Source organism: Nocardiopsis sp. NPDC006938, from assembly GCF_042869555.1.
Taxonomy (GTDB): Bacteria; Actinomycetota; Actinomycetes; order Streptosporangiales; family Streptosporangiaceae; genus Nocardiopsis.
Window position 1 is genome coordinate 205462 of the sequence record NZ_JBIAGA010000002.1, and the last position, 21711, is coordinate 227172.

17 protein-coding genes are annotated in these 21711 nt (G+C 72.2%); 8 read left to right on the plus strand and 9 right to left on the minus strand.

Annotated elements, in window-relative coordinates; translation table 11 throughout:
- Positions 1 to 9 precede the first annotated feature (9 nt).
- Both ACFYL4_RS03885 and ACFYL4_RS03890 read left to right on the plus strand, forming a co-directional pair.
- On the plus strand, positions 10 to 945 hold the full coding sequence (locus ACFYL4_RS03885; RefSeq protein ID WP_387516222.1) for a glycosyltransferase family 2 protein: 936 nt from the start codon (positions 10 to 12) through the stop codon (positions 943 to 945).
- Positions 942 to 2066, plus strand: a complete 1125-nt coding sequence (locus ACFYL4_RS03890) for a glycosyltransferase family 4 protein (RefSeq protein ID WP_387516224.1) — start codon at positions 942 to 944, stop codon at positions 2064 to 2066. The genes ACFYL4_RS03885 and ACFYL4_RS03890 overlap by 4 nt, the downstream gene beginning before the upstream one ends.
- Here the strand turns inward: ACFYL4_RS03890 and ACFYL4_RS03895 are convergent.
- Together ACFYL4_RS03895 and ACFYL4_RS03900 are read right to left on the minus strand one after the other, a co-directional pair.
- Positions 2039 to 2860 carry a hypothetical protein gene (locus tag ACFYL4_RS03895; protein WP_387516227.1) on the minus strand — a complete coding sequence of 274 codons (822 nt, stop codon included), beginning with the start codon at positions 2858 to 2860 and terminating at the stop codon, positions 2039 to 2041. The genes ACFYL4_RS03890 and ACFYL4_RS03895 overlap by 28 nt on opposite strands.
- A 155-nt stretch (positions 2861 to 3015) precedes the next feature.
- A complete protein-coding gene (locus tag ACFYL4_RS03900; protein ID WP_387516229.1) occupies positions 3016 to 4026 on the minus strand; it encodes a lysylphosphatidylglycerol synthase domain-containing protein in 1011 nt (336 codons plus the stop codon).
- 118 nt (positions 4027 to 4144) lie between these two features.
- On the opposite strand from ACFYL4_RS03900, the gene ACFYL4_RS03905 reads away from it, so the two are divergent.
- The gene (locus ACFYL4_RS03905) at positions 4145 to 6772 is read left to right on the plus strand and encodes a bifunctional FO biosynthesis protein CofGH (RefSeq protein WP_387516231.1); all 2628 of its coding nucleotides are present in this window, start codon (positions 4145 to 4147) and stop codon (positions 6770 to 6772) included.
- Positions 6773 to 6827: 55 nt separating this feature from the next.
- Here ACFYL4_RS03905 and ACFYL4_RS03910 read toward each other — a convergent pair whose 3' ends face one another.
- The 7 genes from ACFYL4_RS03910 to cofD form a co-directional block, all read right to left on the minus strand.
- Positions 6828 to 7043: a hypothetical protein gene (locus ACFYL4_RS03910; RefSeq protein ID WP_357757476.1), complete on the minus strand. Its 216-nt coding sequence runs from the start codon at positions 7041 to 7043 to the stop codon at positions 6828 to 6830.
- Positions 7044 to 7132: 89 nt separating this feature from the next.
- Positions 7133 to 7306 carry a hypothetical protein gene (locus ACFYL4_RS03915; RefSeq protein ID WP_357757473.1) on the minus strand — a complete coding sequence of 58 codons (174 nt, stop codon included), beginning with the start codon at positions 7304 to 7306 and terminating at the stop codon, positions 7133 to 7135.
- Positions 7303 to 7926: a sigma-70 family RNA polymerase sigma factor gene (locus ACFYL4_RS03920; RefSeq protein ID WP_387516233.1), complete on the minus strand. Its 624-nt coding sequence runs from the start codon at positions 7924 to 7926 to the stop codon at positions 7303 to 7305. The genes ACFYL4_RS03915 and ACFYL4_RS03920 overlap by 4 nt, the downstream gene beginning before the upstream one ends.
- Positions 7927 to 8341: 415 nt before the next feature.
- Complete coding sequence (locus ACFYL4_RS03925; protein ID WP_357757467.1) at positions 8342 to 9358, minus strand: chitinase; 1017 nt, start codon at positions 9356 to 9358, stop codon at positions 8342 to 8344.
- A gap of 143 nt (positions 9359 to 9501) precedes the next feature.
- Positions 9502 to 11094 carry a Na+/H+ antiporter gene (locus ACFYL4_RS03930; protein WP_387516235.1) on the minus strand — a complete coding sequence of 531 codons (1593 nt, stop codon included), beginning with the start codon at positions 11092 to 11094 and terminating at the stop codon, positions 9502 to 9504.
- A gap of 88 nt (positions 11095 to 11182) precedes the next feature.
- A complete protein-coding gene (locus ACFYL4_RS03935; protein WP_357757460.1) occupies positions 11183 to 12523 on the minus strand; it encodes a coenzyme F420-0:L-glutamate ligase in 1341 nt (446 codons plus the stop codon).
- The gene (gene cofD / locus ACFYL4_RS03940; protein ID WP_357757457.1) at positions 12520 to 13509 is read right to left on the minus strand and encodes a 2-phospho-L-lactate transferase; all 990 of its coding nucleotides are present in this window, start codon (positions 13507 to 13509) and stop codon (positions 12520 to 12522) included. Before cofD ends, ACFYL4_RS03935 begins: the two co-directional genes overlap by 4 nt.
- 247 nt (positions 13510 to 13756) lie before the next feature.
- On the opposite strand from cofD, the gene ACFYL4_RS03945 reads away from it, so the two are divergent.
- From ACFYL4_RS03945 to grpE, 5 genes are all read left to right on the plus strand, one after another.
- Positions 13757 to 15037: a hypothetical protein gene (locus ACFYL4_RS03945; RefSeq protein ID WP_357757455.1), complete on the plus strand. Its 1281-nt coding sequence runs from the start codon at positions 13757 to 13759 to the stop codon at positions 15035 to 15037.
- Between the two features lie 240 nt (positions 15038 to 15277).
- Positions 15278 to 15565 (plus strand): WhiB family transcriptional regulator, encoded by a 288-nt coding sequence (locus ACFYL4_RS03950; RefSeq protein WP_014908913.1) that lies wholly within the window; start codon positions 15278 to 15280, stop codon positions 15563 to 15565.
- 303 nt (positions 15566 to 15868) lie between these two features.
- On the plus strand, positions 15869 to 19264 hold the full coding sequence (locus tag ACFYL4_RS03955) for a glycosyltransferase family 2 protein (protein WP_357757452.1): 3396 nt from the start codon (positions 15869 to 15871) through the stop codon (positions 19262 to 19264).
- Positions 19265 to 19267: 3 nt separating this feature from the next.
- Positions 19268 to 20773, plus strand: a complete 1506-nt coding sequence (locus ACFYL4_RS03960) for a DUF5719 family protein (protein WP_387516237.1) — start codon at positions 19268 to 19270, stop codon at positions 20771 to 20773.
- 150 nt (positions 20774 to 20923) lie between these two features.
- Positions 20924 to 21622 (plus strand): nucleotide exchange factor GrpE, encoded by a 699-nt coding sequence (gene grpE / locus ACFYL4_RS03965; protein ID WP_387516239.1) that lies wholly within the window; start codon positions 20924 to 20926, stop codon positions 21620 to 21622.
- Positions 21623 to 21711: the final 89 nt, after the last annotated feature.

The following is a 21711-nucleotide window of genomic DNA, read 5'->3' on the forward strand; positions in this document are numbered from 1 at the left end:
AGAAGGACCATGAGTCACCCAGACGCCCAGGACCGCGCCCCGGAGCGCGACGACCCGCCCGTGCGGGTCACGATCGTCCTCCCCTGCTACAACGAGGAGGAGCACGTCGTCGACGAGATCAAACGGATCTGCTCGGCGATGGACGCCTCCGGGTACGGGTACGAGCTGCTCGCCGTCGACGACGCCTCCACCGACGGGACACTGGCCCGGCTGCGCGAGGTGGAGGACCTCTTCCCCCAGATGAGGGTGGTGGCCTTCGGGCACAACGGCGGCTCCGGAACCGTGCGCAGGATCGGCAGCCAGCGGGCCCGAGGCGAGTACGTGGTGTGGACCGACGCCGACATGAGCTACCCGAACGAGCGCATCCCCGAGCTCGTCGCGATGCTCGACCAGGACCCCGAGATCGACCAGGTCGTGGGCGCGCGCACCCAGGAGATGGGATCGCACAAGGCGCTGCGGGTTCCCGCCAAGTGGATGATCCGCAAGATCGCCGAGCGCCTCACCAACACCCGCATCCCCGACCTCAACTCCGGGCTCCGGGTGTTCCGTAGGGACGTGGCCCGCCCCTACCTGCGGCTGCTGCCGCCCGGATTCTCCTGCGTCACCACGATCACGCTGGCGTTCCTGTCGAACCAGCACCCCGTGAGGTACGTGCCCATCGAGTACGCCAAGCGCGCGGGCACGTCCAAGTTCCACTTCGTCCGCGACGCCTACCGGTACATCCTCCAGGTGCTGCGCATGGTCATGTACTTCAACCCCCTCAAGGTGCTCATGCCGCCCGCCCTGTGGCTGCTGGGCATCGGCGCCGCCAAGTTCGTGTACGACCAGGCGCGCAACCCGCTCTACATGCCCAACAACACCGTCATGATCCTCATGACCGGGCTGATCATCGCGGCCATCGCGCTCCTGGCCGACCTCATCGTGCGATCCAGGGAGCACCCGTGACCGGACGGATCACCCTCGTGGGCCCTGCGCACCCCTACAAGGGCGGCGGGGCCCGGCACACGACCGAACTCGCGCACCGGCTGAGCGCCTCGGGGCGTGAGACCGGGATCGAGTCGTGGCGGGCACAGTACCCGGCGGCGCTCTACCCCGGACAGCAGACCATCGCCGATCCCGAGGGCGAGCCGTTCCCCGACACCCGCCGCGAACTGGCCTGGTACCGGCCGGACGGCTGGTGGCGCACCGGGCGGCGGCTCGCCGCGACCAGCGACCTGGTGGTGCTCACCCTGTTCTCGCCGGTGCAGGTCCCCGCCTACCTCGGCGTGCTCGCCGGTATCCGTTCGCGGCGAGGGGGAGGGACCCGGGTGGTGGCGCTGTGCCACAACGTCCTGCCGCACGAACGCCGAGCGGTCGACGTGTCCCTGGTCCGGGCGCTGCTGCGGCGGGTGGACGGGGTGCTCACCCACTCGGCCGAGCAGGGCCGCCTCGCCGAGGGGCTCCTCGGCCCCGACCGTCCGCGCCCCGTGGTCGCGCGGATGCCGCCGCACCTGCCCGAGACCGGCGCACCGGTGGGGGCGGGGGAGGAGCCCGTAGCGAACGGGGAACGCCGCCACCTGCTGTTCTTCGGGATCGTGCGCCCCTACAAGGGCGTGGACGTCCTGCTGCGCGCCCTGGCCGAGGGGGCGCCCGAGGACGTCACCCTGACCGTGGCGGGTGAGTTCTGGGGCGGTTCCGGCGACCTCACGGCCCTGGCGAAGGAGCTGGGAGTGGCCGACCGGGTCCGGTTCCACGAGGGGTACGTGCCCGCCGAGGCGCTGCCCGGGCTACTCGCGGGAGCGGACGCCCTGGTGCTGCCGTACCGCACCGCGACCGCCACCCAGAACGTGTGGCTGGCGCACGAGCACGGGGTTCCGGTGATCGCCACCCGGGCGGGCACCCTGGCCGACCACGTGCGGGACGGGGTCGACGGCCTGCTCTGCGCCCCCGGCGACCCCACCGACCTCGCGCGGGCACTGTCCGCCTTCTACGAGCCGGGCGTGCCCGCGCGGCTGCGCGGGGGCGTCCGTCCGGTGGACGCCGGACCCTACTGGTCGGCCTACACCGACCGGCTGCTGTCCGTCTGAGCCCCGGCGGAACGCCGACGCAGGTGGAGCACGGCGGGCACCAGCAGGAAGACCGCGCCGAGCACACCGGCCCCCAGGACGATCCAGGGCAGGTAGGCGCGCGGACCGGAGGCACCCTGCTCGGCACCGGAGGCGCGCTGGCCCTCCAGCTCCTCCTCGGTGCCCACCTGGACACTGCTCACCGGGGTCGAGGCGGTCACCGCGCAGTCACCGAACCCGGGCAGGGAGAACGACTCGGTGGCCACCCGCACCTCGTAGAAGCCCAGCGGCGGCTCCCAGTCCTCCCACGCGAGGGTGGGCGGGGCGTCGCCGGTGAGCAGCCTGCCGTCGGGGCCGGAGAGGGTGGCGGTGAGGGTTCCGGCGCGGTCCGCCGCGGCGCCCATCTCCTCGGCGGTGATCCCGGGCAGGGGTTCGGGATGCGGCACGACCACGAGTTCGAGGTCCGTGGACCCCTCCTCGGCCGTCGCCCCGGGCCCCTCCTGGCTCTCCTCGCCGTCCCCGCCCTCCTCGTTCTCCTCAGCGGCGAGTTCCGCGGCCAGGGAGAGTGTGAGTTCGGGCTGGCCGTCGGGGGAGTCGCTGAGGACCGGGAAGAGCTGTCCGATCACGGTGAGCGTGCCGGTGCCCTGGTCACACGCCACGTCGGCGGGTTTGACGTAGGCGTGGGAGGGGCCGTCGGGGGTGGGTTCGTCCGTGGGTTCGTCCGCGGGGGCGGCGGCTCCGAGCACGACCGGCACCAGGACGAGGGTCGCGGCGAGTGCGGACAGGACACGTGGGAAGCGGGGGGCCCAGTTCATACGGCATGAGCATAGGCCGCACCCCCTCAAAATAGAAGGTTTCTTTCCTGTTTTGTTGCGCGGGTTCCGGCCCGGTCCTCCACGACCGCGCCGACGGCGGGCCCGGGGCGGGCCCCGTTCCCCCCCGCTCCTGCGATCCCGCGCCCCCGTACCCCTCAGGTCGCCGTGCCGGTGCCGTGTCCCCCCTCGACAGCCGCACCCGCACCCGGCCGCGCGTCGGGCACGTCCGCGTCCGCGACGTCGGCTCTGGGCGGACCGGACAGCAGGAGCGACAACCCCGCCCACCCCAGGTCCGCCGCCGTCATCACCAGGCGCGACAGCACCGCCACCACCAGGGCGGCGCCCGCGTCCACGACCGGGGCGAGCGCCACCACCAGCACCACCTCGCGCACTCCCAGACCGGCGGGGGCGAACACCACCAGCAGCCCCAGCACCCAGGCCAGGGCGTAGGCTCCCACCGCCGGGCCCACCGACCTCAGCGCCTCGCCGCCCACGGCCCAGGTCAGCAACCACACGTGTGCGCCCAGGGGTACCCACGCCACCAGGGTCCAGAGCACCGACGCCGTGACCGCGCGCCCACCGACCGCCAGCGGCCCGGCCTCGGTCACCTCACGGAACCGGGCGAACGGGCGGGCCGCCAGCCGCACCCCCCACCCGAGCACCCCCGGGTGCAGGCAGGCCAGCAGCACCGGCGCGGCCGCCAGCGCCCACCACCAGCGCCGGGCCGCCTCGGCGGAGGACAGCGGCAGGGCCACCGCGGCCACCGCCAGACTCACCGCCACCGTCACGGCCACGGCCAGCAGGGTGGCCGCCGCACCCCGTGATCTGGGCACCTTCCAGTCGCGTGCCAGCTCCACCTGGGCGACGAACGCCCACACCGAGCCCGGCAGGTACTTGCCCAGCTGTCCCACGAACATCACGCGGGCGGCGGCGCCTCGGGGCAGCGGTGACCCCAGTCCGGCCAACAGCGAGCGCCAGGCCATCATCTGCGCGGCCAGCCCCAGCATCCCGGCGAGGACGGCGGCGGGCAGCACCCACAGGGGAAGCTCGGCCACGGCGGTCCGCGCCTGGGTCCAGTGGGTGTACAGGGCCGCGCCCGCGCACGCGCCCACCAGCGCGAGCAGGGCCAGGCGCGCCCAGGGGTTCCTTCGAAGCCGAGTCAGCACCGTCCCAGCCTATGTCGCGGGCCCCCGCCCGCCCCGGTGGTCCACAGGGGCGAAACCGGGGACGGCCGTCGGGTGGCGGCCGTCGGCACGGGGGACCGGGAGCGTAGGCTGGGCCCTTATGAGTGGTGTGAACGACCCTGCCCCCATGCCCACACCGACGACATCCGCGATGCGCAGGGCCCTGGCCCGCGCCCGAGACGGCAAGACCCTCGACGTCACCGAGGCGGAGGTGCTGCTGCACGCCCGGGACGAGGACCTCGAACGGCTCCTGGAGTACGCGGGGCGGGTCCGTGACGCGGGTCTGGAGGCGGCGGGCCGCCCTGCCGTCATCACCTACAGCCGCAAGGTGTTCGTCCCTCTGACCCGCCTGTGCCGCGACCGCTGCCACTACTGCACCTTCGCCACGGTCCCCGGCCGGGTCGAGGCGCCCTACATGTCGCCCGACGAGGTCCTGGAGATCGCCCGCCGGGGCGCGGAGACGGGCTGCAAGGAGGTCCTCATCACCCTGGGGGACCGGCCCGAGGACCGGTGGAAACAGGCCGCGGAGTGGCTCGACTCGCGCGGATACGACGACACCCTCTCCTATGTGCGGGCCATGGCGATCATGGTCCTGGAGGAGACCGGCCTGCTCCCGCACCTCAACCCCGGCGTCCTGACCTGGTCGGACCTCCAACGGCTCAAGCCGGTCGCCCCCTCCATGGGGATGATGCTGGAGACCACCTCGCGGCGGCTGTTCACCGAGAAGGGCCAACCCCACTACGGCAGCCCCGACAAGGACCCCGCGGTGCGGCTGCGCGCCCTGGAGGACGCCGGGCGTTCCAGCGTTCCCTTCACCACCGGCATCCTGCTGGGGATCGGCGAGACGGTCGCGGACCGAGCCGAGTCGATCTTCGCGATGCGCGGGGTCTCCCGCCGCTACGGCGGCGTCCAGGAGGTCATCGTGCAGAACTTCCGTGCCAAACCGGACACCGCGATGATGCACCGCCCCGACGCCGAACGCGACATGATGGCCGCCACCATCGCCGTCACGCGCCTCGTCATGGGTCCCCGGGCGCACGTGCAGGCCCCACCCAACCTCATCGGCGCCGACCAGGGCGGTGTGGACGAGTACGCGCTGATGATCCGCGCGGGCATCGACGACTGGGGCGGGGTCTCTCCGCTCACCGCGGACCACGTCAACCCCGAGCGCCCCTGGCCGCAGATCGACGACCTGGCCGCCCGCACCGCCGCAAGCGGCTTCACCCTGCGTGAGCGCCTCACGGTGTACCCCGAGTACATCCGGGCGGGGGAACCGTGGGTGGACCCGCGCCTGCGCGAGCACGTCGACGCCCTGGTGGACCCGCGGACCGGCCTGGCCCGTGAGGACGCGCCTCTGGTGGGCCGCCCCTGGCAGGAGCCCGAGGCGGTCCTGGTCTCCTCGGGCCGCACCGACCTGCACACGGGGATCGACACCGAGGGCCGCACCGACGACCGGCGCGGCGACTTCGACGCGGTCTACGGCGACTGGGACGAACTCGCCCCGGGTGTGGACCGCCGGGGCGCGGTGCCCCGACGCCTGGACCCCGAGATCGCCGCCGCCCTGCGCAGCGCCGAGAACGACCCGGCCGGGCTCGACGACGCCGAGGCGCTCGCCCTGCTGCACGCGGACGGCGACGCCCTGGAGGCGCTCACCGACCTGGCCGACCGGGTCCGCCGCGACACCGTCGGCGACGACGTCACCTACGTCGTGACCAGGAACATCAACTTCACCAACGTCTGCTACACCGGCTGCCGGTTCTGCGCGTTCGCCCAGCGGCGCACCGACGCCGACGCCTACACGCTGTCCCTCGACCAGGTCGCCGACCGCGCCGAGGAGGCCTGGAAGGCCGGGGCCACCGAGGTGTGCATGCAGGGCGGCATCCACCCGGACCTGCCCGGGACCGCCTACTTCGACATCGCGGCCGCCGTCCGTGAGCGCGTCCCGGACCTGCACGTCCACGCCTTCAGCCCGATGGAGGTGGTCAACGGAGCGGCGCGCACCAACCTGTCGGTGCGCGAGTGGCTGTCCCGCGCCCGCGAGGCCGGTCTCGGGTCGATCCCGGGGACGGCCGCGGAGATCCTCGACGACGAGGTCCGGTGGGTGCTCACCAAGGGCAAGCTGCCCGCCAGCGAGTGGATCGAGGTCATCACGACCGCCCATGACCTGGGCATCCCCACCACGTCCACGATGATGTACGGGCACGTGGACTCGCCGCACCACTGGGTGGCGCACATCAAGCTGCTGCGCTCGCTCCAGGAGCGCTCCATGGAGCGCAACGGCAGGCCCGGCTTCACGGAGTTCGTGCCGCTGCCGTTCGTGCACACGAACGCCCCGATCTACCTCGCCGGGCTTGCCCGCACGGGCCCCACCGTGCGGGAGAACCGCGCGGTGCACGCCCTGGCCCGCCTGCTCCTGCACGGGAGCATCGACAACATCCAGGGGTCGTGGGTGAAGCTCGCGGAGGACACCTTCCGCCAGCTGCTGCGGGGCGGCGTCAACGACGTCGGCGGCACCCTCATGGAGGAGACCATCAGCCGGATGGCCGGTTCGGGCCAGGGCTCGTACAAGACCATCAGCGACATCAGGGCGCTCGTGGAGCCCACCGGCCGCCCGGTCCGCCAGCGCACCACCACCTACGGGGCGGTGTCGCAGGAGCGCCGCCGCGTGGCCGAGGCCAGCGACGGGGTGGCTCCCAGCATCCTGCGTCGCCAGCTCCCCCTGGCCTGACCGGCGCGGACGAGAAGGGGGCGGGGCGCCGGGGTGGCGTCCCGCCCGCTGTGGTTCAGCGGATGACGCCGTCGCCGAACTTCCACGCTCCGGCCGCCGCTCCCGCGCCCGCGATCAGGGCGAGCCCGGTGGGAACCCCGGAGTGCAGGCTGAGCAGGACGGTGGCGGCTCCGCAGATCAGCGCGATCAACGCCAGGAGGGCGACGCGCGTACTGACGCGGGCGGGCTGGTGGTCGGACGGGGGTGACGGGGACTTCTGGCTCCCGGCCAAGGTCGTGTACCTCCGGTGTCTCCGGTCAGGGGGCAGGGTGGAGGGGCCGGTCACGCTCGGGGCCGGCCCGCGCTCCGGACGCTCCGGTACTACGGGGCGTTCTCGCGGTCCGCTTCGGTGTCCGGCTCCGCGTGCTCCGTTTCCCCGTCGACGAGCAGACGGCGGGTCAGGCGGCGCCTCCAGGCCTGCTGGAGGTCGTCCGCGGCCTCGGCCAGCAGGCGGTCGAGTGCGGATTCCAGCTCCGAGGGCGTTTCGTCGTTCACGCTTCCCCTTCTTTCAGAGAGTTCCCCTGACGGGCGCCGGGGTTCGAGGTCACCTCGGTCAGTCCCAGAGCCTCGCTCAGGCGTTCGTGTCCCATGGCGAGCAGGGCCTCACGGGCCCGGACGATGCGTTTGCGCGCGGTGCTGGCGGGGATTCCCAGCTCCTGGGCCACGTCCACGACCCGCAGCCCGCCCAGGGCGTGGAGGGTCATCGCCTGCCGCTGGAGCGGGGGGAGCGCGGCCAGGAGTTCGAGGACGAGCCTGGTGCCCTCCGCGAGGTCGAGCTGCTCCTCGGGTAGCTGCCGTGGGTCATGGGCGAGAATCGACGCCCGGTCGACCTCCTCCACCAGGGACTCGTGTTCCCGGTCGCCGACCTGCCTGGCGTGGAAGCGTTCGGCGACGGTCCTCATCCAGGCGCGAAGCGACCGGATCTCCGTGCCGTTGACCGTCGCCCTGTGGGCCTCCTTGACGGCGTGCGCGGTGGCGTCGTCGATGTCGGCGTGGGACATGCCGGGGCGTCCGGTGAACTCGACGGCCAGCTGCGAGGCGGTCCGAATCATCGTGTCGAGGGTGTGTTCCGGGCGGGTGTCCGGGAGGTCCCGCTGTGTGGTGACGTGCTGCATGGGGGTCGCTCTCCTCTGTTCCCGGGTACGGGGATTCTCCCCGTGACCCTTCGGCATTCGGCTTGGGCCTGACCGATCGGGGCACCCGTCCGTTTCAGGACAGGGCTCCCCCGATGAATCAGTGCCGAACGCGAGTGCGAACCCCTAGAACCGCAGCATGGGAACACTCCTCTTGGTGGTCGTGTCGGAGACCGATCCCTCCGCCATGAATGAGTGGCGGATCGGGGGCCGAAAGGGGACGCTCTGATGGTGTGTCGCGCGTCACATTTCTGGCTCTGATCTCGAGGGCCGCGCACGGGAAAGGGGCGGGGCGCCGGGGGGTGGCGTCCCGCCCCTTGGGGGCGGCCCGTCGGGGATGGGAGTGAGGCGACGGGGCGCTGACCGCGGGTGGGAGTGGTCCCGCGGGTTCGGGGGGTTACTGGAGTCGGGCCGAGATGGCGTTGGCGAAGGCGTAGTCGTTCGTGGCGTCCCAGTTGATGGACCAGGTCATCACGCCGCCGATCGGCCCGTAGGGGGTGTCGGGGGAGTAGGAGCCGCAGTTGGTGCCGGTCTCCAGGCAGTCCAGGGCGGAGATGATGCCGCTGGGGGCGAGGTAGCCGCCTCCGGCCGCGGAGGGGACGGCGGGCAGGCCGAGGCCGACCTGGTCGGGGCTCAGGCCCATCTCCAGCTGGATACAGGCCTGCGCGGCGACGAAGTCGCTGGAGCCCTGCGTGTACACGCTGCCGTCACAGCCGAGCATGGAGCCCGAGTTGTAGTACTGCATGTTCACGATGGTGAGGATGTCGGAGATGTTGTCGGCCAGCTGGTAGTAGGCGGCGCTGGGGCTCTGGAAGTCGATGGTCTGCGGCGCCATCGTGATGATGAGTTCGGGACCCGTCCTGTCGCTGAGGTCGCGCAGGGCGTTGGTCATGTGCTCGGCGTTGATGCCGTGCTCCAGGTCGATGTCCACGCCGTCGAACCCGTAGTCCGTCATGAGTTCGTGGGTGGTGTCGGCGAAGTTCTTCGCCTGGGTGGGGTTGGTGACGTTCACGTGGCCGAGCTCGCCGCCCACGGAGATGATCACCTTGCGGCCCTCGGCCTGGATGGCGGCGACGTCCTCGCGGAACTGGGCGTCGGTGTAACCGTCGAGCTCGTCGCTGGCCAGGTTGAAGGTGATGCCGCCGTCGAGCTGGGGGTGGTTGTCCGCGAAGGCGATCGCGACGAGGTTGTACTCGCTGGGGATCGCGGAGAGCGGCATCACGGTGGAGCCGTTGTCGAAGTTGTGCCAGTAGCCGGTGAGCCACTGGCCGTTCTGTTGCGCCTCGACGGTCTCGGGGGTGGTCGAGGCCTGGGCGGGTTCGGGGGCCAGGGCGCCACCGGTGGTGACGAACGCGGTGGCGATCGCGGCGAGGCCGCTGAGGATCGCGAGCCTGGTCTTCCGGGTGCTGAGCATGGGGAGTGCTCCTTTCGTCGAGCGGGGTGACGAAGGCGTGCTCTGTGAGCCGGTAATTGTTAAGAAACCTTAAAGTTGTGTTCGGCGGCAGTCAACGGAAATGGTTAGGAAAGTTTGCGGTTTTCTTGGGGACCCGGTACCACTCACACCCCGTAGTGGCCGCTCCCGCTGTCCCGGATGTCCATGTCCCGTGCCAGCTTCGTGAACACGTCGTGGTCGATCTCCCCCGAGCGGTACAGGGAGATGAGCGCGTCGCGGCGGGCCTGGTTGATCTGGGTGAGCGTGGTCCTGCGGTCCCGGGCGAACTCCTTCACCCGGTCGAGGTCGTCGCCGTCCCCGTCCAGCAGCCCCTTCACGTGGCCGATCCGCTTGCTGAACCCCCCGCGGACGACGTCCGCCGTACGGTCGTCGATGTCGCCGTCGGTGAGCATCTCGTCCACCCTGCGCACGGCGGCGCAGTCCATCTCGTACTCGGCCCTCAGGAACTCCCGGTGACGGGTGCGTTCGTCGGTCAGCCCCAGCTTGCGCAGCAGCCACGGCAGAGAGCTGCCCTGCCCCACCAGCGTGCCCATCACGACCACACCCGCGATGAAGATCAGCGCGCCCCGGTCCGTGAACTCCTGTCCACCCAGCGTCGCGGGCAGGGACAACGCGATGGCGAGCGAGACCGCCCCGCGCATCCCGCTCCAGCTGATCGCCACCCGTTCCCGGAAGTTCGACACCGACATGCGTGACCGCGAGAGGAAGCGCTGTAGCGAGGTCAGGAACAACATCAGCACCATGCGCAGCACGATCGCCGCGACGGTCACCAGAAGCGCCGCCACCACCAGGTCCACGATCGAGTAGTGCGCCCGCACCGCCCGCAGCACCGCGTCCAGCTGCAACCCGAGCAGCACGAACAGCATCGCCTCCAACAGGCTCACCAGGGTTCCCCAGATCGTCTGGCCGCTCACCCTGACCCGGGGCGGCAGCAGGCCCTCGCCGTGCGTGCCCAGGTAGAACCCGGCCACCACCGCCGAGAGCACACCGGAGAACCCCGCCATCTCGGACGGGACGTAGGCCACGAACGGGGTCACCAGCACCGTCATCAGCTGGAGCGACGGGTCCTGGACCCGGCTCCGCCCCCAGGCGATCACCACCGCCACCACGGCGCCGTAGAGCAGGCCGCCCACCACCACCTTGCCCAGCTCCAGGAGGGCGTCTCCCGGGGTGAGCGGTCGCAGCATGGCGGTCACCGCCAGGCTGAACAGGGTCAGCGCGACCCCGTCGTTGATCAGGGACTCGCCCTCCAGGATCGTCAGCACCCGGCGCGGCGTGCCCGCCCGCTTGAGGATCGCGGACGCCGCCACCGCGTCGGTGGGGGCGATGGCCGCTCCCAACGCGATCGCGGCGGGCCAGCCCGCGTCGGGGATCAGCAGGTGGATGACGGCGGCCAGGCCGAACGCCGTCGCCAGGGTCACCCCCACCGACATCACGATGATGGGCCGCGCCAGTTCGCGCATGTCGCGGGGGGAGGAGAAGAACGCCGCGTTGTAGATCAGCGGCGGGAGGAACACCAGGAGGATGATCTCGGGGGTGATCGACATCGAGTGCATCCACGGCACCACCCCGAGGAGCATGCCCAACACCACCAGCACCACCGCGCCCGGCAGGCGCACGCGTCCGGCGATCAGCTGCCCCGTGATGACCGCCACCACCACGACCAGCGTGGCGACCACGTAATGCTCGACGGACACCCCTGCCCCCTCCGACGCCCCGGACCCCGCCCCAGCATGCCGGGGCGGGGCCGGGCCGCGCCGCAGGACGCGCCGCCACGGACCCGGGTCAGCGCACCACGAGGAAGGCGTCCGGGTCCCGGGGAGGCCTCTCCCTGGGCGCCTCGGCCGCGTACCCCACGGCCACGGCTCCCATCGGCAGCCAGTCCTCGGGCACGTCCAGGACCTCGCGCACCACGTCGGCGCAGAACATCGTCGAGGAGATCCACGCCGAACCCAGGCCCTCCATGGCCAGGCCCACCAGCAGGCTCTGCACACCGGCTCCCATGGCCACGAGGAACATCGACCGTTCGGCGTCGGCCCGGCGCTCGTCCGGGTAGGGGTGCGCGCCGTCCGCGACCAGGAACGGCACCACCAGGGAGGGGGCGCCGCGCAGCACGTCGCCGCGCCGGGTCCGCCGGGCGATCTGCTCCTCGGTGAACCCGTCGCCGCGCAGGTCCTCGACCCAGGCGGCGAGCATCGCGTCCAGCAGCCGACGACGCGTGTCCCCGGACTCCACCGACACGAACCGCCAGGGCGTCGTGTGGTGCGGGGCCGGGGCGGTCACCGCGGTGGCCACCGCCCGCCGCACCAGCGCCGGGTCGACCGCGCGGTCGGTGAAGGAGCGCACGGTCCGCCGGGCCGCCACCACGTCCCGGGAGCCGTACCGGAACAGGTCCTCGTCGGCCGGGCGCACGAGCGCCGCCGCCCCGGGGCCGTCCTCCTCGGTGACCAGGGGGCCCAGGCCCGAGACCACGGCCACCGGCACCCCGGAGGTCTTGCCCTTGACCAGTTCGCCGGCGGCCGCGACCTCGTCGGCGACCGCGTTGATGGTGGCCTCCATGACCGTGCCGTGGCTGTCGGCGGTGCCGCGCAGGTCCTGCGCGGGGACGATGCCCGCGGCACCGATCGCCACGTCGGTCTGGCCCAGCCGCCAGGGGCGGCCGAAGGTGTCCGAGACCACCACGCCCACGCGCACGCCCGACAACTCCGCCAGACGAGCCCTCAGGGCGCGCGCGGAGGCGTCGGGGTCCTCGGGGAGCAGGAGCACCGTCCCCGGTTCGACGTTCGAGGCGTCGACCCCGGCCGCGGCCATGACCAGGCCCGACCGGTGCTGTGAGATCCGGATGTGGCCCATGCGCGCCACCACCCGGTCGGTCTCGGCGTCGATCGCCGCCTCACGGTCGTCTCCGGGCTGGGAGCGCCCCTCGGCCTTGCTCACGATCTTGGAGGTGACGACCAGCACGTCGCCGTCGGTGAGGGGCTGGCCGGAAGCGGCCACGGCCTCGGCGACCAGCACCGCGAGGTCGTCACCCGCGCGCACCTCGGGGATGCCGGGCAGCCCGCGCACCGTCAGCGTGTGCGCGCGCGACCACTCCGGAGCCGGCTCGGTCCGCGTCTGGACGCTCACCGTGCCCCCGCCCCGCGCTCGGACAGCTCCAGGGCGAGGTCGACGGCGGCCCGGGCGATCGCCTCCGTGGACTCCGGATCGCTCATGTACAGCGGGCGCGAGCGCACCTCCACGCCCTCCACGGCGGTGTCGGCGTCGGCCTCGTCCACCAACCAGCCGTCCAGCAGGTCGGAGCCCAGGTACTCGGCCACGGCCCCGGCCCCGGTCTCCACGCCGACGGCGGTCAGGCACGCGTCGGCCATCCCGCGCACCGGGGCGCCGCCGATGATCGGTGAGACCCCGACCACGGTCTTCTCCGCCATGGCCTCGCGGATACCCCCGATGTTGAGGATGGAGCCCACGCTCACCACGGGGTTGGACGGCGGGATGATCACCGCGTCGGCGTTGCGGATGGCACGGATGACGCCGGGAGCGGGCGCGGCCTTCTCCGCGCCCATGCTGATGATCTGCTGGGCGGGCAGTGCGGCCCGGTGTCTGATCCACCACTCCTGGAAGTGGATGGCCCGGCGGCCGTCCGCGTCCTCGACGATCACGTGCGTCTCGACCTGGTCGTCGGTCATGGGCACGAGCCGCACGCCGGGCTTCCAGCGGTCGCACAGCGCCGTGGTGACGGAGGAGAGCGGGTACCCGGCGGCGATCATCTGCGACCGCACGACGTGGGTGGCGGTGTCCCGGTCGCCCAACCCGAACCAGGTGGGCTTCATCCCGTAGGCGGCGAGTTCCTCCTTGACCGTGAAGGTCTCGTCGGTGCGCCCCCAGCCCTGTTCCTCGTTGATCCCGCCGCCGAGGGTGTACATGACGGTGTCCAGATCGGGGCAGATCCGGAGGCCGAAGAGGGTGATGTCGTCACCGGTGTTGCCGATGACGGTGATCTGGTGGTCTGTGGCCTGGTCCGATTCGGCCGCGGCGTCGATTCCCAGGGCGGCCTTGAGACCGCGGAGGAAACGCGCGCCGCCGATACCGCCAGCCGGTACGACTATCCGCATGCGCCCAAGTCTGGCAGGCTGGGGGCGAGTATGGGTCGTCTGCCCCTCCGTGGGTACGATCCGGCGTGACCGTTCCGGTACCGACGGTGTGTGAACCATCGGGCGGCGGTCGCCATCCCACTTCATCGGCCCCGCGTTCGGTGTCCCCGACGTTCGTTCGAGCGCGCTCTGGCCGATTCACCCGACAGCCCGACGATATGCCAAGCTTCCTCCGACGCGACGGCGAAGCAGAAGAGGGGAACCTCTCTTGAACAACGAAACACTCGACCGCCTGCGCCTTCCCGGGGCCTGGGTCCTGCTGGGGGCCGTGGGCGTCCACATGCTCGCCGGTCTCATCTCGGTGATCATCGGCTCCGGCCTCCGGGACTCCAGTTTTGCCGAGGCCATGGTGGAGAGCGGTGGGTCCTTCTACGGGTTCTCCGTCTCCTTCCTGCTCGTGGCCGCGATCGCCCTGGTGCTGACCAGCCAGCGCACCCGCCCCAACTCGTTCCCGGTGATCCTCACCGCGATGATCCTGGTCGGCGTCGGCCTGCTGTTCTGCCTCATCGCGCTGATCAGCGGCTTCCTCGACATCCGTCCGGGTCAGGGGGGTCTCGCCTTCGCCGGGTTCCTGGGCCGTCTGGCGCAGGGCGCGGTGCTCGGTTTCTTCGGGTTCTACCTGATCAAGATCTTCAACGACCCGACCGTGGTTCCGCGCGCGCAGCCGCAGCAGCAGGTGTACAACCAGCAGCAGTTCCCGCCGGCCACCGGTGCGCAGCAGTCCTTCGCCCAGGCCGCCTACCCGGCCGCCGACCCCGCCGCGCAGCAGCAGGCGTACGGCTACGACCCCGCCGCGCAGCAGGCCGCGTACGGTCAGGACGCCGCCGCCCAGCAGCAGGCGTACGGGACCGGCGCCCAGCAGGCCTACGGCCAGGACGCGGCCGCGCAGCAGCAGGCGTACGGCTACGACCCCGCCGCGCAGCAGCAGGCCGCGTACGGTCAGGACCCCGCCGCGCAGCAGGCGTACGGGACCGGCGCCCAGCAGGCGTACAACTACGACGCCTCGGGTCAGCAGGCGGCCTACGGTCAGGACGCCGCCGCCCAGCAGGCCGCCTACGGCCAGGACGCCTCGGGCCAGCAGCAGGCCTACGGCTACGACGCGTCGGGCCAGCAGCAGGCGTACAACTACGACGCCTCGGGTCAGCAGGCGGCCTACGGTCAGGACGCCGCCGCCCAGCAGGCCGCCTACGGCCAGGCCTACGACCCGTCGCAGTACGCTCCGCAGCCCGCCGCCGACCAGCAGGCCCAGGACGCCATCGCCAACGGTTGGTACCAGGACCAGGGCCAGCAGGCCCAGGACACCCCGTCCGAGCCCGGAGTTGAACCATTCTTTAACTCCGGTGAGAACAATGGGGCCGAGGCGACCGACCAGAGCGGTGGCACCTACGGCAGCCAGTACGGCTCCGGCACCGGATACGGCTCTGACCAGCAAGGACAGGGCGGTGCCGACGGTCAGCAGAACTGGTACGGCAACGACGGCCAGCGCTGAACCGGCCCGGGCCGCCACGCTCTCCGCGCCTGGGGAAGGTACGTGAATTGCGTGGTAATCCACAGAACGGACATCGCGGGCCTGCCGTTGGAGGCTCGTGACATGATATTCAGTGGATTACCACGCAGTGCGCTTGACTCACAGTGACGCGCACACGTGTAATTCCCTTGTGGGATTTCCACCCGACCTGGGGGACGAAAAGGGTCGGGGACATCTATTGGGGGGCAACAGGAGGTGCGCATGAGCGAGGTCATCCCGCTGGCGCACGGCTCGGACGAAGATCTGGGCTGGCAGGAACGTGCCCTGTGCGCGCAGACCGACCCGGAGGCGTTCTTCCCCGAGAAGGGCGGCTCGACACGGGAGGCGAAGAAGGTCTGCCAGTCGTGCGAGGTACGTGCGGAGTGCCTGGAATACGCGCTGGAGCATGACGAACGCTTCGGCATCTGGGGGGGACTCTCCGAGCGCGAGCGCCGCAGGCTGAAGAAGGCCGCCGGGGGAGATTTCGATTTCCTGGCGGACATGCTGTAGGGGTACGCGTCGGGCGCGCCCGGGCCACGAGCCCGGGTGCGCCTTTTTCATGTTACGAGCCGTTCGGGCCCTTGGACAGGATTGGTTCGAGAGGTCCGCTGAGAGTTGAATGCGCCACTATGGGCCCCCTCGTCTCCCGGGCCAAAATGGTCCGTATTGGTGCGGGGTGGCGTATCGTGATGTCCCGCGTTCGCGTCCGCGAGCCGCCCCGGCGCACCCAGGCGCCCGCCGACCGTCCAGGCCGGCACACACCGGACCCGCGCACGGGCCCGCCCCTTCTCCCGGAGAGACCCGACCACAGCCGTGCCTGACCTGGATTCCGCCCGCCACGTCGTCACCGCGGTCATCGTGTCCCACGACGGCGCACGATGGCTGCCGGAAACCCTGTCCGCGCTCCGCGGCCAGACCCGCGCCGTCCAGCGGGTCGTGGCCGCCGACACCGGCAGTACCGACGCCAGTCCCGACCTCCTCGCCGACCACCTGCCCGCCGACGCCGTCATCGACCTCCCCGCCCGCACCGGATACGGCGACGCGGTCAGGGCCGCCCTGGACCTGCCCAGGTCCAGCACCGACGTGCACGGGTTCGAGGACGACGCCACCGAGTGGATCTGGCTCGTCCACGACGACCTCACCCCGGAGCGGGACGCCCTCGAACACCTGCTAGCGGCAGCCGACCAGGACCCCCGCAGCGCCGTCCTCGGCCCCAAGCTCCGCGACTGGTTCGACCGCCGACTGCTCGTGGAGGCGGGGGTCACCATCGACGGCGCGGGCCGCCGCGAGACCGGTCTCGAACAGCGCGAGTTCGACCACGGCCAGCACGACGGCACCCGGCAGGTCCTGGCCGTCTCCAGCGCCGGCATGCTGGTCCGCCGCGACGTGTGGGAGCGCCTCGGCGGGTTCGACCCCGCACTGCCGCTGTTCCGCGACGACATCGACTTCTGCTGGCGGGTCGGCGGCGCCGGGCTGCGGGTGCGCCTGGTCACCGACGCCGTCGCCTACCACGCGGAGGCCTCGGCCCGCCGCCGGAGGCGCATCACCGCCACCCGCAACCACCCCCGCCGGGTCGACCGCAGGCACGCCGTGTTCGTGCTGTTGGCCAACCTGCCCTTCGGCGGGATGCTGTTCGCTCTGCTGCGCAACTCCGTGGGCTCCGTACTGCGCGTACTCATGTACCTGCTCATCAAGCAGCCCGCGAACGCCCTGGACGAGGCGGCCGCGATCACCCTCGTCTACGGGCGGCCCCTCCGACTGGCCCGGGCCCGGTTCCGGCGCCGCCGCGACCGCCGCCGCACCTACAGCGCCATCCGGCCGTTCCTGGCCCGGGGGGTGGCGATGCGGCAGTTCGCCGACGCGGTCACCGCGCTGCTCACCGGCGAGCGGATGGCCGACACCGCGGGCCGCCACCAGGCGGTCACCGCGCCTCCGGGAGAGGAGGACGACGGCGTCGCCGACGACTCCACCTCCTTCTTCCGCCGCGTGGTCCTCCAACCGGGAGTGCTGCTGGTCATCGGTCTCACCGTGGTGACCCTGGTCGCCGAGCGCTCCCTCCTCCTGGGCGGGGGCATGATCGCGGGCGGGGCCCTGCCGCCGGTCACGGGCAACGCCCTCGACCTGTGGAACCTCTACCTGGCCGGGCACCCCGACAGCGGTGCGGGCTCGGCGGTGGCGGCGCCGCCCTACGTCGGGCTGCTGGCCCTGTTGTCCACCGTCACCCTCGGACAGCCGTGGATCGCGGTCATGGTGATCCTGCTGGGCTGCGTACCCCTGGCCGGGCTCACCGCCTACCTGCTCGCCCGTGAGGTGCTGCGCTTCCGCCCCGCCCGCCTGTGGATGGCCGGTGCCTACGCCCTGCTCCCCATGGCCACCGGGGCCGTCGCCCAGGGAAGGTTGGGCACCGCCCTGGTCCACGCCCTGCTGCCGGTCCTCGGGCTGCTGCTGGTCCGGCTCGTCTCCCTGCCGCCCAAGCCGTCCCGCCGGGCCGCGTGGGGCCTGGGACTCGCCCTCACGGTGGCCACCGCCCTCGTCCCCCTCGTCTGGCTCCTGTGCCTGGTCACCGGGGTGCTGGTGGCGGTCGCCTTCGGCCACCTGGGCCGTCGTCTCTTCGTCAGCGTGGCGATCAGCCTGGGCACCCCCGCCGTGCTCCTCATGCCCTGGACCCTCGAACTCCTGGCGCATCCGAGCCTGTGGCTGCTGGAGGCGGGGCTGCACCGGCCGGAGCTGTCCAACCCCGGCGCGACCCCCGCCGAGTTGCTCATGCTCTCCCCGGGCGGCCCCGGAACGCCCCCGTACTGGGTGACCGCGGGATTCATCGCCGCCGCCCTGTGCTCCCTGCTGCTGCTCCGCAACCGGATGCTGGTCGCCGCGGGCTGGAGCCTGGCCCTGTTCGGCATGCTCGTGGCCGTGCTGACCAGCAGGATCGTCATCGAGCCCTACTTCGGCGGCCCGGCCGCCCTGGTCTGGCCGGGCGTCGCGCTGGCCTTCGCCGCCACCGCCGTGCTCCTCACCGCCGCCACCGCCGCCCGCGCCTTCGGGGACATGATCCGCCTGGGCGGCCTGCGCCGGTACTTCGCGCTGGCCGTGGCCCTGCTGGCGCTGGCCACCCCGGTCTCGGCGGCGGCCCTGTGGATGTGGGAGGGCGTGGACGGGCCGGTCACCGCCGACGCCCCCCGGTCCGTGCCCGGCGCACTGGAGAGCGTGAGTTCGGACGGCACCGAGCCCCGCACGGTCGTCGTCACCCCCGCCGACGACGGCAGCGTCGACTACGTGGTGGCCCGGGGCCGAGAACCCCGGTTGGGGGAGGAGCGGATCGTGCCCGAGACGGCCACCCGCGCGGCCATGGACCGTGCCGTCGCCGAACTCGCCGCGGGACAGGGCGGCGACCAGCTGGTCACCCTGCTCGACCACGGCGTCCAGTTCGTCCTCTACCCCCGGCCCGAACTCGGCGGTCCCGCCGACGCCACCATGGTCGACACCCTCGACGGAACCCCCGGCCTGGGGCGGCAGTCGTTGTCCGACCACTACGGGCTCTGGCGGATCGTCGAACCCACCGGCGTTCTGCGCGCCGTCTCCGAGGACGGGCTCGACGCCGAGGCGCTGCGCGTGCGCGGCGCCGCCGACGACCTCACCGCCGAGGTCGACGAGGGCCACCCCGGCCGCCGTCTCGCCCTCGCCGAACCCGCCGACGGCGGTTGGCGGGCCACGCTCGACGGCGACGCGCTCGCCCCCGTGGACACCGAGAACGGTACCCAGGCCTGGGAACTGCCCGTACACGGCGGTGAGCTGCGCGTGTGGCACTCCGACCTGGTGCACACCGCGTGGCGGGTCACCCAGGGGGCGCTCCTGCTGATCGTCGCGGTGCTGGCCGCCCCGGGCGTGCGCACCGAGGAGGAGCGCAGGCTCATCGCGGCCACCCCGATGCCACGGCCCCGGCGCCCCCGCCGGGCGTCGCGCGCGAGGTCGCGCCGGGCGGCGGCTGGGCCCGGGGTCACGAGATCCGAGTCCCCGACAACAGAGGAGGCCGGGGTCGAGTCCCCCTCCGAGCCGGAGGAACGACCGGACACCGGACCCGACACCGGGCCCGCCACCACCGGTTCGCTCCCCGCCGTCCGCGGACGGCGCCGGGGGACGCGTGGCACCCGCCGGGCCGGGACCCGCAGGGCCGCCGGCAGACGCCGGGCGGGCACCGAGGAGGAGGGGTAGGACATGCGACTGATCGTGGAGAACCGGTTCGCCCTGTTCGGGTTGGTCGCGCTGGCGCTGCTCGCCCTCTTCGGAGTGGCGTTCGCGATCCAGCCGATCAACGCCCGGATCGGCGCGTCCGCACCCGACACCCTCCGCCCGGACCTGGCCGCTCGCGTGTGTCCCGCTCCGCACGAGACCTCCGACGACGCCGAGAGCGCCGTCGCCGCCTTCGCTCCCCGGGTCAGCCGTGACGACGAGGGCGAGCTGAGGGCCGTCCCCCTGGCCGAGGTCGACGGCGACCCCGGGGCCCAGTCCCTGGGCGAGGAGCTGACCGAACCCGGGCGGGTCTGGCGCACCGACGTCTCCGACGCGACCCGGCCCACCTCACTGCGCGCCGAGGGGTCCCTGGCCTCCGGGCTCGACGCCGCGCAGACCACCGTCTCCGACGACGGCATCACCGAGGTGCGCTGCGCGGCGCCGTCCATCGGCACCTGGTTCGCGCTGCCCGGGGCCGAGGACCCGGACGACGTCGAGCTGGAGGCCCTCACCGCGCACCTCGCCAACCCGGAGGACTTCCGGGCCACCGTGAGCGTCGACATCTACACGATGGAGGGGCCCTCCTACTCGCCGGACAGCAGGGGAATCCACCTCGGCCCCGGGGAGTCGACCGAGCTGGACGTCACCGAGCTCATCCAGAACACCGGGGCCCTGGGCGTGCACGTGCGCACCAGCACCGGCCGGGTGGCCGCCTCCCTGCTCGCCGAGCACTCCTCGGGTCACAGCGACTGGGTGCCGCCCACCCGCGCGCCGAACGACGTCCAGGTCGTCCCGGGAGTGCCCGGGGGAGAGGGCACGCGCCGACTGTTCGTGGCGGCCCCCGGTGACGAGCCGGTACGGGCCCTGGTGCGCGTGGTGACCGAGAGGGCCGACGCCGACGACGCCACCGAAGCCGAGCCCCTGGCCCTCAACGTGCCGCCCGCCGCCTCGGCCTGGCTCTCCCTCGAAGGGGCGCTCGCGGAGGCCCCCGGAACGGTCGTCGTCGAGGCCGACGCCCCCGTCGTCGCCGGGGTGTCGGTCGAGACCGTCGACGACGGGAAGGTCGTCGAGACCGCCTACACCGCCGCGGTCGACCCGCTCTCCGGGCCGCTGGACACCACCGCCGTCATCCCGGACATGCCCGAGGGCGTCGACGTGGAACTGGTCCTGGGCGCCCTGGAGGAGGACGCCCAGGTGGTGGCCACCCCGATCGCGGCCGACGGGAGTATGGGCGACGCCGTCCGAGCCGAGGTCGCCGCAGGGACCACCCACGTCTTCGGTACCGACACCGAGGGGTGGGGGGCTCCCTCCGGGGCCGACCCCCGGGACGGGTACGCGGTCCGCCTGGAGCTGTTGGAGGACTCCGGTCCGGTCTACGCCGCCCGCGTGCTGCGCTCGGGCGACGCCGTGAGCGTCCTGCCCGTGACACCGGCGCCCGTCAGGGTGCTCCTGCCCGAGGTCCGCGACAGCATGACCGGCATCGTCCCCTGACCCGGCTCGGGAGCCCTTCTCCCACGTACCCGCCGGATCGTCCCAGGTCCGGGACGGGTGGCGCCGAAGTGCCAAGGAATGGTCCGAAACGGCCAATCCAGGTCTGCCATACTTGGCGCGGATCTGGACGGGGCACTTCGGGAGGTAGACGTGGACGAATCGTTGACCGGGGATTTCGGGGTTCCGAAGGCGGATTCCGACGGCGACGATTTCGTCGCGGCACCCGATTCCCCGCACCCGGAGGAACGGGGGCCGAAAACCCGGGTTCCGGAGCGGCCGTCGCCCGCGCCCTGGGAACGGCCCGACGTTCCCCCGGCCCCCGAACTCGACGGGCCGCCCACCGAATCCCCCGAGGCCGCGTCCGGGGCCGGGGGAGTGGTGGCGGCCGTCGGCGGCCTGGAAGAACAGGTGCGCAAATTCCACGCGCGCAGCGAGAACCAGGAACAGATCATCCGGCAGATGCAGAGCCGGATCGAACAGCTCCAGGGCGACCAGGTCCAGGCCCTGCTCAAGCCCGTGCTGCGCAGGTTCGCGGGCCTGCACGCCCAGGCGGCCGAGGCCGCGGAACGGGCGCGTGAGCGCGGAGAGAAATCCGAAAAGGACTTCGACTTCTTCATGGACGCGATCGAGGAGTCGCTCGGTCTCATCGACGTCGAATCCGTGGAGGCCGCGCCCCTCGTCGAGTTCGATCCCAAGAAACACCACGCGGCCCGCGTCGTCCCCACGGAGGACGTCGAATTGGACAAGCGCGTCCAGCGTGTTCTGCGGCAGGGATTCTCCTATGTCGACGCGGACCGGGTGTTCCTTCCCGCGCAGGTGAGCGTCTACCGTTACCAGCCGCCCCAGTAGGGTGCTTCCGTCATTGTTCGGACCGGTCACCGGCCGCGGACCGGGCGTGACGGGTGTCATACGACCAATTCCGAAGAAGGAGTCTCACG